Origin of the sequence: Mycolicibacterium celeriflavum (genome assembly GCF_010731795.1) — a bacterium.
GTDB classification, from domain to species: Bacteria; Actinomycetota; Actinomycetes; order Mycobacteriales; family Mycobacteriaceae; genus Mycobacterium; species Mycobacterium celeriflavum.
On record NZ_AP022591.1, the window covers coordinates 2,405,263 to 2,417,233 of the forward strand.

An 11,971-nucleotide genomic window follows, 5' to 3' on the forward strand; every position below is an offset into this window, starting at 1 on the left:
GCACGGAACGCTTCGGGCTTGACTGCCGCCACCGGCGATCGCCCCGCTTCTGACCTGCCCCGGAAAGGCACGACATGGCTTCAACGCGCAAATTGACCCCGCATTTCGCCGATGTGCAGGCCCACTACGACCTGTCCGACGAGTTCTTCCGCCTGTGGCTCGACCCCTCGCAGACCTACAGCTGCGCGTATTTCGAGCGCGACGACATGACACTCGAGCAGGCCCAGCAGGCGAAGGTCGACCTGGCGCTGGGCAAGCTGGGCCTACAGCCGGGTATGACGCTGCTCGACGTCGGCTGCGGCTGGGGTTCGACGATGCTGCGGGCGATCGAGAAGTACGACGTGAACGTCGTCGGCCTCACCCTGAGCGCGAACCAGCACGCCCATGTCGAGAAGGCGTTCGCGGCATCGGACAGCCCGCGCGACAAGCGGGTGCTGCTGCAGGGTTGGGAGCAGTTCGATGAGCCCGTGGACCGGATCGTGTCGATCGGCGCATTCGAGCACTTCGGCAGGGACCGCTGGGACGACTTCTTCGCCATGGCTCACCGGGTGTTGCCCGACGACGGAGTGATGCTGCTGCACACCATCACCGCGCTCACCCTGCCGCAGATGGCCGAACGCGGTATGCCCCTGACGTTTTCGGTGGCACGGTTCGTCAAATTCATCCTCACCGAGATCTTCCCGGGCGGGTACCTGCCGACGATCGAACTGGTCGGCGAGCATGCGGAGAAGGCCGGTTTCGAGTTGACCCGGCGCCAGAGCCTGCAGCCGCACTACGCGCGCACGCTCGACTGCTGGGCGGAGGCGCTCGAAGCGCACAAGGACGAGGCGATCGCGGTTCAGTCCGAGGAGGTCTACGACCGCTACATGCACTACCTGACCGGATGTGCGCACGGCTTCCGCGTCGGCTACATCGACGTCAACCAGTTCACCCTGGCCAAATAGCCGGCTCGGCCGGCGTGGCCAAATAGCCGGCTCGGCCGGCGTGGCCAAATAGCCGGCGTGGCCAAATAGTCATCGGAGTGGCGGCCCCGCCGAATTAGGGTCAAACTCTGGCCGAACGCTAGGGTGTACGACCAGATCATCATGTGACGATGCGCAGGTGAGCGTCACGTCATCGGGAAAGGCCAAGCAGGGGAAATATGTCTGACAACTCATCCGGCACGAAGGACATGACTCCTCATTTCGAGGACATCCAGGCCCATTACGACCTGTCGGACGACTTCTTCGGCGTTTTTCAGGACCCGACGCGCAAGTACAGCTGTGCGTACTTCACCAGCCCGACCGTGACGTTGTCCGAGGCCCAGATCGCCAACGTCGACCAGCACCTGGACAAGCTCGAGCTCAAGCCGGGGATGACGCTGCTCGAGGTCGGCTGCGGCTGGGGCCTTACCCTGCAGCGCGCGCTGGAGAAGTACGACGTCAACGTCATCGGCCTCACCCTGAGCAAGAACCAGAAGGCGTACTGCGATCAGCTGCTGAGCAGGATCGACACCGAGCGCACCTTCGACGTACGGCTGGAGGGCTGGGAGCAGTTTCATTCCCCCGTCGACCGCATCGTGTCCATCGAGGCCTTCGAGCACTTCGGCTTCGAACGATACGACGACTTCTTCAAGACCTGCTTCGACATCCTGCCCGACGACGGCCGGATGACCATCCAATCCAGCGTGGGCTATCACCCCTACGACCTGGCCGAGCGCGGCAAGAAGCTGACCTTCGAGCTGGCGCGCTTCATCAAGTTCATGATCACCGAGATCTTCCCCGGCGGCCGCTTGCCGACCACCCAGATGATGATCGAGCACGGCGAGAAGGCCGGCTTCGTAGTGCCAGAGGCGCAATCGCTGCGCAACCACTACATCAAGACCCTCGGCATCTGGGCCAGCCGGCTGGAGCACAGCAAGGACAAGGCGATCGCCGCGGCTGGCGTCGAGAACTACGAGCGCTACATGCGTTATCTGACCGGCGCCCAGCACTACTTCGTCGATGAGGCCATCGACGTCAGTCTGGTCACCTACCTGAAGCCTGGCGCCGCAACCCAGGCCGCCAATACATAGGGAAAACCCCGATTCGCTCAGCCTGACTAACCGCTACCGTTTCGCCCATGAGCGACTGCGGCGAAGCCGCGTGCTATCTGGCGGAGTGGTATCTGCCTGAGCTCACCGAGCAGTGCGTCGACGACCTGGTCGCGCGCCTCGACGCGGCCGCGGCCGCCGCCACCGGTGAAGGCACTCCGGTTCAGTTGCTGCTCACGGTATCGGTCCCCAGCGACGAGGTGCTCTACGGCGTTTTCGACGCCGGCTCACAAGAGATCGTCTCCCGGACCTGCGTCGCTGCGGGCGCACCGCATCAACGGCTCTCGGCGAAAGTCGGCACCCGAATCCGGCATGATGTCCACGACGTTGCCACGGTTTGCCGGCCCGGTCGGATCTCGCCGCATTAAGCGCTTCTCTTAGCAGGTATAACCGCTCGGCGACGGCTGCGTAGTCCTGGGGTCAGCGGGGTACCCTCGCTTTGCTGTCTCTCGAGGTGGGGCCATTGGTTTCCGGCGTAGTCGAACGTCCGGCCGAGTTCCGGGCGGTCAGAGATCTTCTGCGATCAGCCGTCGACGGGCCCTGCGCGCTGGTCATCGAGGGGGAACCGGGAGCGGGCAAGACCACCCTGTGGCTCGCAGGTATCTCCGCGGCCGGTGAAAGCGGCTTCGGTGTGTTGACGGCACGAGTGGGGCAGGCGGAGACCGCCTTGGCGTATGCCGCCGTCGCCGACCTGCTCGGCGGCGTCTCGCCCGAGGTTCTCGCCGGCCTGCCAGAGGTTCAGCGCCTCGCCGTCGATCGGATGCTGCTGCGCGCCGACGGCGAGGGCCCACCGACCGATCAGGGCGCCGTCGGGGCCGCGGTCACCGCGGTCATCGAGCGACTCTGCGCCGAGCGGCCGCTGCTGGTCGCGGTGGACGACGTGCAGTGGCTCGACCCGTCCAGTCAGGCCGTGCTGGCCTTCGCCGCGAGGCGGCTCACTGGACGGGTGGGCATGCTGCTCACCGAACGCACCGAAAACGAAGGCGCCGGTAACTGGTTGCAGCTGGGCGGCTCGGCGGAGGTGCGGCGGGTTCACGTCGGCCCCCTGAGCCTCGGCGGACTGCACGCGCTGATCTCAAATCGGCTCGGTCGGTCTTTCCCCCGCCCGACGATGGTCCGGATTGCCGAGATCTCCGGTGGCAACCCGTTCTACGCCCTCGAACTGGCGCGGGCGGTCGAGGCGGGCGGTTCCCAGTCGGTGCTGCCCGCGACGCTGGCCGAGTTGATGCGCCGGCGCATCGGTCGACTGGACCGCGAAACGCAGGTGCTGTTGCTGGCCGCCGCGTGCGAGGCGGCGCCGACCGTCGACCTGCTCGCGCGCGTGACACACAGCGACGTCGAGCGCACGGTCGACCTGCTCGAAGAGGCGAAAGCCAAGGGCATCGTGACGATCGACGGGGACAACGTGGCGTTCACCCACCCGTTGTTGGCGCGCAGCGTCTACACCGATGCGAAGCCGGGCGAGCGCCGGGCCATGCACCGCTCGCTGGCCGAGGCCGTGGTGCTTCCCGAATCGAGAGCCAGGCACATGGCACTGGCGGCCTCAAGCGCCGACCCGACGACGCTCGAGGCGCTCGACGTCGCCGCCGGTGCGGCCCGCGCACGTGGTGCACCTGCCGCGGCTGCCGAGCTGCTCGAACTCGCGATCGGTCTCGGCGGGGATACCCCGGCACGGCGGATTCGCGCCGCCGACCATCATCTACACGCCGGCGACCTCCAACGCGCGCAGTCGCTGCTGGACGGGCTGACCGAACGCGTACCGCGCGGGGTGCACCGCGCGATGGCGCTGAACCTGTTGGCCAGCATGCAGATTCACAACAACAGCTTCACCGATGCCATCGGCCGGCTCGAGCAGGCGCTCGACAACGACGAGGGCGACAGCGAGGTCCGCGTCCGCACTTTGCTGTTGCTGTCCTATGCGTGTCTGAACGCCGGAGAGTTCGGACCGGCCCTGCGGAACGCCGAGCGGGCCGCGGCGTACGCCGACGACGTCGGTATCGGCGACCTCACGAGTCAGGTGCTGGCGGTGCGGGTGACCATCGCTTGTATGTGCGGTCGCGGCGTCGACTGGGTCAGCATGCGCAGGGCATTGGCGCTGCAGGACCTGAACAGCGAGGCGCCGATCGCGTTCCGCGCCAAGGCCAACAACGCGCTGCTGTTGGCGTGGGTCGGGCGGTTGGACGAGGCCGCTGAGGAGATGGCCGCCGTTCGTCGGCGCTGCGTCGAGCGGGGTGCCGAGACCGACCTGATCTTCGTCGCCGTCTTCACCGCGCTGATCGAGATCTGGCGAGGCCGCTACGACGACGCGACACGCGTGGCCGAGGAGACCGTCGAGCGGGCGCAACAACTCGGCGGTGAACACATGCACATCGTCGCCATGACCATCCGGTCAGCGGTGGCGGCGTATGCCGGCAGGGAGGACGAGACTCGCGATGCCGCGACGGCGGCGCTCGATCTCGCCGACCGCTGCGGATCCCCTCGGCTCGCGGACTGGGCGTCGATCAGCCTGGGATTCCTTGAGGTATCGCTCGGGAAGTACGAGCAGGCGCTACAGGTACTTGCGCCGCTGATCGCTCGGTTCCCGTTCATCCCGAGTACCGAGATCATCACGGTCGGATACGTCCCCGACGCGGTGGAGGCGATGATCGCGCTCGGCCGGGCGGCCGAGACAGAGCCGATGATCGAGGCGCTGGAGACCAACGGCCGCTTGGTGGACCGACCGTGGATGCTGGCGATGGGAGCGCGGTGCCGCAGCCTCTGGCTGGCCGCACGAGGTGAGATCGATGCGGCCGCCGACATGGCGAGCCAGGCGTTGCTGCACCACGAGCGTCTGCCGATGCCGTTCGAGCGGGCCCGCACACTGTTGTTGCTCGGCCAGTTGCAACGACGTCAGCGGCGAAAAGAGTTGTCGCGTACCACGTTGACCGACGCCCTGCATGAGTTCGAGATGCTGGGCACACCGCTGTGGGCCGAGCGGGCGCGCGCCGAGATCGCACGCGCGAAAGTGTCGGGTGGCAGGAGCATGGGCTTGACGCCGTCGGAGTACCGCGTGGCCGAACTCGCCGCGTCGGGACTGACGACCAAGGACGTGGCCGCCGCCCTGTTCATCAGCCCGAAGACGGTCGAGACCAACCTGTCGGGCATCTACCGCAAACTGGGGATCAAGTCGCGGGCCGAACTCGGGCGCGTGTTCGGTGACGACCGCTGAGCGCAACTCTACTGAGCCGCAAGCGAAACCTGGCGGACATAATTCGCGAGAGCTTCGTCGGCGTCGACGGGTTCGAAACCGGCCGACTGGATCTTGGCGAGGTCCAGAACACTGTTGACGGGCCGAGGTGCGACAGGTTGCGAGGCACCCGCGTAGTACTCGGCCGTGGTCACCTCGGTGACGCGGTTCGGATCATGACCGGCCAGCTCGAAGGTCCGCCGCGCGACCGCCGCCCACGACGTCGCCGCCCCGGACCCCGTCACGTTGTAGGTGCCGTACGGCGCGCGCGTCTCGATCAGGTGCCGGATCGCTCTCGCCAGTTCCGATGTGAGGGTCAACCGACCGTGCTGGTCGTTCACGACAGCCGGGTCCACGCCGCGGTCGGCGAGAGACAGCATGGTGCGCACGAAGTTTCGGCCGTCGCCGATCACCCATGACGCCCGTACGATGTAATGCCGATCCACGGTGGCGACCACCGCGTCGCCGGCGGCTTTGGTCTGCCCGTACACACCGAGCGGCGACACCGGGTCGTCCTCGCGGTATGGCCTGCTCATGTTGCCGTCGAAGACGTAGTCGCTTGAGACGTGTACCAGCGTGATGCCGTGGGCGGCGGCGATCCGTGCCAGAGTTGCGACGCCGCCGACGTTGGTGGCCCACGCCGCCGCGCGCCCTTCGGGTGTCTCCGCAGAATCCACCGCGGTATAGGCGGCGGCGTTGATGATAGTGTCGTAATCGCGCCAACGGCGGGCGGTTTCGACGCCGGCGAGGTCGACGTCGGCGCGTTCGGCGAACTCGACGTTGGGTGCGTCGGCATATGCGTCGCGCAGTGCCCGGCCCAGTTGCCCACCGGCACCGAGCACCAGGACCTTGCGCGGTGCCACCGGTCGTATCTGCGCCAGCCGCGGATGCTCGCGATCCTTCGCTGACAGCGCGGCGCGTTCGAGCGGGATCGGCCAGTCGATGGCGACTGTCTCGTCAGCAAGGTTCAGCGATGTGTATTCGCCGTCCGGCGAGTAGTGGTCGTTCACCAGGTAGATGTAGGCGGTGTTCGGTTCCAGCGTCTGGAACGCGTTGCCCACACCGCGCGGCACGAATACCGCTCGGGACGGGTCGATCTCGGCCGTGAAGGTGGTGCCGAATGTGGAGCCGGCGCGGAGGTCCACCCACGCCCCGAAAATCCGTCCGGTCGCGACGGAGACGAACTTGTCCCATGGTTCGGCGTGGATTCCGCGCGTCGTGCCCGCGGTCTCGTTGAGCGACACATTGTTCTGCACGGGTTTGAAGTCGGGCAAGCCGAGCGAGACCATCTTCTCGCGCTGCCAGTTCTCCTTGAACCACCCGCGATTGTCCCCGTGCACGGACAGCTCCCACACCACCAATCCAGGTATGGGAGACGCCATGGCGCGCAGAGGTTTACCGAACTCAGTCATCCTCGAGGGCTTCCTTCACTGGCCCAGCCGCGCGTAGAAAGTCTCGGTGGCATCCTTGGCGGGCGCCCACCAGTCCTCGTGGTCGCGGTACCACTGGATCGTCGCGGCCAGGCCCTTCTCGAAGTCCTGATATCGCGGCCGCCAACCGAGTTCCTCGCGCAGCTTGGTCGAATCGATGGCATACCGCAGGTCGTGACCCGCTCGATCCGGGACATGGTCATAGGCGTCCGCCGACTGGCCCATCAGGGTGAGGATCAGTTCGACGACGGTCTTGTTGTCCTTCTCGCCGTCGGCGCCGATCAGATATGTTTCGCCGATACGGCCGGACTCGAGAATCGTCAGCACCGCCGAGGAGTGGTCGTCGGCGTGGATCCAGTCCCGCACGTTGCGGCCCTCGCCGTACAGCTTGGGGCGGTTACCCCGCAGGACGTTCGTAATCTGGCGCGGGATGAACTTCTCGACGTGCTGATAGGGGCCGTAGTTGTTCGAGCAGTTCGAGATGGTCACCGCCAGACCGAAGGACCGAAACCACGCGCGCACCAACAGATCACTGCCCGCCTTCGTCGACGAGTACGGAGAAGACGGGTTGTACGGGGTCTCCTCGCTGAACCTGCTCGGGTCGTCGAGCGCCAGGTCCCCGTACACCTCATCGGTGGAGATGTGATGAAAGCGGGTGCCGTGCTTGCGCGCCGCCTCGAGCAACGTGAAGGTGCCGGTGAGGTTGGTGTGCAGGAACGGCTGCGGATCGTCGAGCGAGTTGTCGTTGTGCGTCTCGGCCGCGTAGTGCACGACAGCGTCGACCGAGGCGAACAACTCGTCGACGAGTGCGGCGTCGGCGATATCGCCCTGCACGAACGTCATTCGGTCCTCGGGCAGTCCAGCCAGTGAGGCGCGGTTGCCGGCGTACGTCATCTTGTCCAGCACCGTGACGTGATGGTCGGTGTGATCGATGACGTACCGCACGAAATTGGAACCGATGAATCCGGCTCCCCCGGTGACCAGAAGTCTCGACATCAGCGTCCCCTGTCCAAGATGTCGAGGAGGTAGGTGCCGTATCCGGACTTCACCAACGGCTCGGCACGTTCCCGTAACTCGTCATCGCTGAGATAGCCCTGCCGCCAGGCGATTTCCTCCGGAACACCGATTTTCAAGCCGGTGCGCCGCTCCATCGTGCGCACATACTCGGCGGCGTCGGTCATCTGGTCGAACGTGCCGGTGTCCAACCAGGCGGTTCCGCGGGGCAGCACATGCACCTGTAACCGGCTCTGCTCGAGGTAGCTGCGGTTGACGTCGGTGATCTCATACTCTCCGCGGTCGCTCTTCTCGAGGCCCTTCGCGATCGCGATGACGTCGTTGTCGTAGAAGTACAGGCCCGGTATGACGTAGTTGCTCTTCGGCCGCTTCGGTTTCTCTTCCAGAGATATCGCCAGCCCGTTGTCGTCGAACTCGATCACGCCGTACGCCGAGGGCTCGGCCACCCAGTAGGCGAAGATGGCTCCGCCGTCAATGGTGGTGAAGCGCTTGAGTTGGCTGCCCAACCCTGGTCCGTACAACAGGTTGTCGCCGAGGACCAGCGCCACGTTGTCGTTCCCGATGAAGTCCTCGCCGATCGTGAACGCCTGGGCGAGACCGTCCGGCGATGGCTGCTTGGCGTAGGTGATCGATACTCCGAAGCGCGACCCGTCGCCGAGCAACCGCTCGAATTGGTTCGCATCGTGCGGAGTCGTGATCACCAGGATGTCGCGTACGCCGGCCAGCATCAGCGTGGAGAGCGGGTAATAGACCATCGGCTTGTCGTAGACCGGGACCAGTTGCTTCGATACACCCAGCGTTATCGGGTGCAGACGCGACCCAGTGCCGCCCGCCAGGATGATTCCCCTCACGCGCCAATCGTGACATACCACCAATCCGCGCACTGCGGAGCCCGAGCGGCTCCGCTACCGGGCTCCTTGTCAGGCTGCCGGCTTTTCCGAGTCCGCTGGGCTTTCCGCGCCCGCTGCGCCCTCCGGGCCTTCTGGGCTCTCGGGCTTCTCGTCCGGCTCCGGGTTCGCCGTGGGATCTGGTTCTTCGGCGCCCTTCACGTCGCCGGTCGGGTTGTCGGCCGGCTTGTTCGGCGAGAAGTTCAACGAGACGCTGCCACCGTTCGCGTTGATGGTGTTCCCGCCCGGACCCTTGTCGTCTTCAGGGGCCTTGCCGGGCACGATGTCGTCGCCCTCACCGGCATTCGCGTTGTCCTCGACGACGACCTCGACGTTGCCCGCCGGGGACTGCTCGAGCCCGGACTCCTGCGGCTCCTCGGACTCGAGCGTGCCCTCGGACTCGAGCGTGCCCTCGGCGCCGATCGTGCCCTCGGTGCCGAGCGTCTCGTTTCCTTCGGCCAGCGTGAGGTCGGCTTCCGTCTCGGTGTTCGCGACGAACGTCTTCTGGTCGTCGACCCCGGCGGGCTGTTGCTGCTCGGCGTCGTCAATGCCTTGCACCAGCTTCAGCTTGACCGCGGAGAGACCTTCGGGATCGTCGCCCGACTGCGCCAGCACCTGTACGTCCTCTTGCTCTTGCTGATCCTGCAGCGGCGACGGCGGGGCGACCGGCGACGGCGACAGCGGGATCTCCGTCGCCAAGCCGAAATTGGCGAGGAAGTTGTTGATGCCCTGGAAGACCGCCGGGATCAGCTTGATGGCCAGCGTGATCGGATTGAAGAGTGGGAACAGCCCGATCTCGGTGGGTTGGCCGAAGGGAATATCGCGGTTGTAGCCGGTCTCTTCGATGATCACGCGCAGCGCCGGCTCGATGAGGTCCGCGATCGGCTTGCCGAGGAACGGGAGCGAGTGCAGCGGCCGCACGAGCGGCAGCACCTTCGGCGTCACGGTGTAGTACGTGGTGTCGCCGTATGTCTGAATGTTGACGAGGTCGGGATAAAGCTCGGGGTACGAGGTGATCAGCTCCCACTCTTCTTCGCTGTATCCAGCCGGGAGTTCGCCGGGATCGCTATCCTCGTTGACCGCGAGGTAGGTGCCGTGGTCGTAGTAGAAACCGAGCAGCGAGTTGGCCACCGCCAGCGGGTTGAGCAGATACTGCGGGAAGTCCGCGATGCCCTCCCACCGGATCGCCCAGTCTTCGGTCGTGAAGCCAGGCACCGGCCCGGTGGGGGTGGGCTGTCCGGTCGTCACATCGAGGATCGGGATGTGCCCCAGAATGCCGAATCGCGACAGGATGCCACCGTTCGGCCGGTTCGGGTTGCCGATGAAGACGAACTGCACCTCGTCGACGTTTTCGAGCAAGTCGTTCCAGTCGCCATTGATGATTTTCGTCTTGGCGATTGTGACGACGCGCGCGCCCTGCGAGTAGCCGGCGATAACGATGTCGCCTTCGTAGGCGGGGTCGAGCTCCGCTATGTTCTGCAACGCCGTGCGTAGATTATCCACGCCGTCTTCGACAGACACGTCGAACTTCTCGCACCGGCCGGGGTCACACCAGCCGGGCAAGGGGATCGGCCAGAACGAGGCGAAATAGTCGACGCCCAAAAGGCCTCCCTCTCGCGGCTCTTCAGGGTCGTAGGGACCACATCCGTTGGCCAGAGTGCAGTTGGTGTCCTGCATGTAGTAGTCGCGGAAGTTCTCCATGTACTCATCGACAATGTTCGCGTTCGGCGTTCCGGTGCCCGGCACGATAAGCGCGGTGGTGGCAGCCAGGCTGACGGCCGCCATGAACGCCGTCACGGCGCCGAGGACGGCGGTGCTCAGCAAGCCCAGCAAAGAAAGAACCACGACCCGAATGCCCTTACGCATGGGTCAACTTTCACACAGGTGTGATGCCTGTCACGGCGGAACAGCGAAGTTCGCCGACAGGAATTTTCGTCGGCGTTCGCCGATGCGAGCGCGCTACCTCAGCGGCTGAAAAGTGCACCGCCGCACGGATGCGCCCGTGCTGCCCGAGAGGTCCGCCGCAAAGTCGCGGCGTCGTTTGGAATCAGGCGTCGGCGAAGTTGCGCGTGACCGACGGATCGACCGGGATGCCCGGGCCGGTGGTCGTCGAGATCACGATCTTCTTGAGGTAGCGACCCTTGGACGACGACGGCTTGGCCCGCAGGATCTCGTCGATCGCGGCGCCGTAGTTCTCTGCGAGCGCCTTCTCGTCGAATGACGCCTTGCCGATCACGAAGTGCAGGTTGGCCTGCTTGTCGACGCGGAAGTTGATCTTGCCGCCCTTGATGTCGGCCACGGCCTTGGCGACGTCCGGCGTCACGGTGCCGGTCTTCGGGTTCGGCATCAGGCCACGCGGGCCCAGGATGCGCGCGATCCGGCCGACCTTGGCCATCTGGTCGGGCGTCGCGATCGCGGCGTCGAAGTCCAGCCAGCCGCCCTGGATCCGCTCGATCAGGTCGTCGCTGCCGACGGCGTCGGCGCCCGCGGCTTCGGCGGCCTCGGCCTTGTCACCGACCGCGAATACGACGACGCGGGCGGTCTTGCCGGTGCCGTTGGGCAGGTTGACGGTGCCGCGCACCATCTGGTCGGCCTTGCGCGGGTCGACGCCGACGCGGATCGCCACCTCGACGGTCGCGTCCTGCTTCTTCGACGACGTCTCCTTGGCCAGCTTCACGGCCTCCAGCGGCGAATACAGCTGGGTGCGGTCGATCTTCTCGGCGGCTTCGCGATATGCCTTGCTGGTCTTGCTCATTGGTATCTCCTAGTTGCTGAGTTGTGGTCTGGTCTGAACGCTCTTCGCGCGAGCGCTCATCGCCGAGCCGAAGCTGGCTCTCCCACGGGATCCGTCGGACTATTCGACGGTGATCCCCATCGACCGGGCGGTCCCGGCGATGATCTTGGCGGCCTGATCGATGTCGTTGGCGTTCAGGTCCTCTTTCTTGGTCTCGGCGATCTCGCGCACCTGATCCCAGGACACCTTCGCGACCTTGGTCTTGTGCGGCTCGCCGGAGCCCTTCTGCACACCGGCGGCCTTGAGCAGCAGCTTGGCCGCGGGCGGTGTCTTGAGGTTGAAGGTGAAGCTGCGGTCCTCGTAGACGGTGATCTCCACGGGGATGACGTTGCCGCGCTGGTTCTCCGTCGCGGCGTTGTACGCCTTGCAGAACTCCATGATGTTGACGCCGTGCTGGCCGAGCGCCGGACCGACCGGCGGGGCGGGGTTGGCCTGCCCGGCCTGGATCTGCAGCTTGATCAGCCCGACGACTTTCTTCTTCGGGGCCATGAGTGTTGGTGTTCCTCTCTCGTTTCTCCGCGACTTCGGCGTACTTGGTCGCGCTCACCG

The 11,971-nt window shown here is 65.6% G+C and carries 10 protein-coding genes; 4 read left to right on the top strand and 6 right to left on the bottom strand.

The features are described from left to right. Positions 1 to 74: 74 nt before the first annotated feature. The 4 genes from G6N18_RS11795 (at position 75) to G6N18_RS11810 (ending at position 5,279) form a co-directional block, all read left to right on the top strand. Entirely contained in the window at positions 75 to 944 is an 870-nt protein-coding gene (locus G6N18_RS11795; RefSeq protein WP_083001077.1) for a cyclopropane mycolic acid synthase family methyltransferase, read from the top strand. Positions 945 to 1,141: 197 nt separating this feature from the next. After that, positions 1,142 to 2,053, top strand: a complete 912-nt coding sequence (locus G6N18_RS11800; RefSeq protein WP_083001078.1) for a cyclopropane mycolic acid synthase family methyltransferase — start codon at positions 1,142 to 1,144, stop codon at positions 2,051 to 2,053. A gap of 47 nt (positions 2,054 to 2,100) precedes the next feature. Beyond that, on the top strand, positions 2,101 to 2,439 hold the full coding sequence (locus tag G6N18_RS11805; RefSeq protein WP_083001079.1) for a hypothetical protein: 339 nt from the start codon (positions 2,101 to 2,103) through the stop codon (positions 2,437 to 2,439). 95 nt (positions 2,440 to 2,534) lie between these two features. Further along, on the top strand, positions 2,535 to 5,279 hold the full coding sequence (locus G6N18_RS11810; RefSeq protein WP_083001080.1) for a helix-turn-helix transcriptional regulator: 2,745 nt from the start codon (positions 2,535 to 2,537) through the stop codon (positions 5,277 to 5,279). A gap of 8 nt (positions 5,280 to 5,287) precedes the next feature. Here G6N18_RS11810 and G6N18_RS11815 read toward each other — a convergent pair whose 3' ends face one another. The 6 genes from G6N18_RS11815 to rplK all read right to left on the bottom strand — a co-directional run bounded on the left by G6N18_RS11815 (position 5,288) and on the right by rplK (position 11,911). Beyond that, positions 5,288 to 6,709, bottom strand: a complete 1,422-nt coding sequence (locus G6N18_RS11815) for a sugar nucleotide-binding protein (RefSeq protein WP_083001082.1) — start codon at positions 6,707 to 6,709, stop codon at positions 5,288 to 5,290. 15 nt (positions 6,710 to 6,724) lie between these two features. Beyond that, the gene (gene rfbB, locus G6N18_RS11820; RefSeq protein ID WP_083001084.1) at positions 6,725 to 7,723 is read right to left on the bottom strand and encodes a dTDP-glucose 4,6-dehydratase; all 999 of its coding nucleotides are present in this window, start codon (positions 7,721 to 7,723) and stop codon (positions 6,725 to 6,727) included. Further along, the gene (gene rfbA / locus G6N18_RS11825) at positions 7,723 to 8,592 is read right to left on the bottom strand and encodes a glucose-1-phosphate thymidylyltransferase RfbA (protein ID WP_083001086.1); all 870 of its coding nucleotides are present in this window, start codon (positions 8,590 to 8,592) and stop codon (positions 7,723 to 7,725) included. Before rfbA ends, rfbB begins: the two co-directional genes overlap by 1 nt. Before the next feature lie 69 nt (positions 8,593 to 8,661). Then, complete coding sequence (locus tag G6N18_RS11830) at positions 8,662 to 10,494, bottom strand: PE-PPE domain-containing protein (protein WP_083001088.1); 1,833 nt, start codon at positions 10,492 to 10,494, stop codon at positions 8,662 to 8,664. Between the two features lie 181 nt (positions 10,495 to 10,675). After that, complete coding sequence (gene rplA, locus G6N18_RS11835; protein ID WP_083001090.1) at positions 10,676 to 11,383, bottom strand: 50S ribosomal protein L1; 708 nt, start codon at positions 11,381 to 11,383, stop codon at positions 10,676 to 10,678. A 99-nt stretch (positions 11,384 to 11,482) separates the two neighbouring features. Next, positions 11,483 to 11,911, bottom strand: coding sequence for a 50S ribosomal protein L11 (rplK, locus tag G6N18_RS11840; RefSeq protein ID WP_059101294.1), 429 nt, complete (start codon positions 11,909 to 11,911; stop codon positions 11,483 to 11,485). Between the last annotated feature and the right edge of the window lie 60 nt (positions 11,912 to 11,971).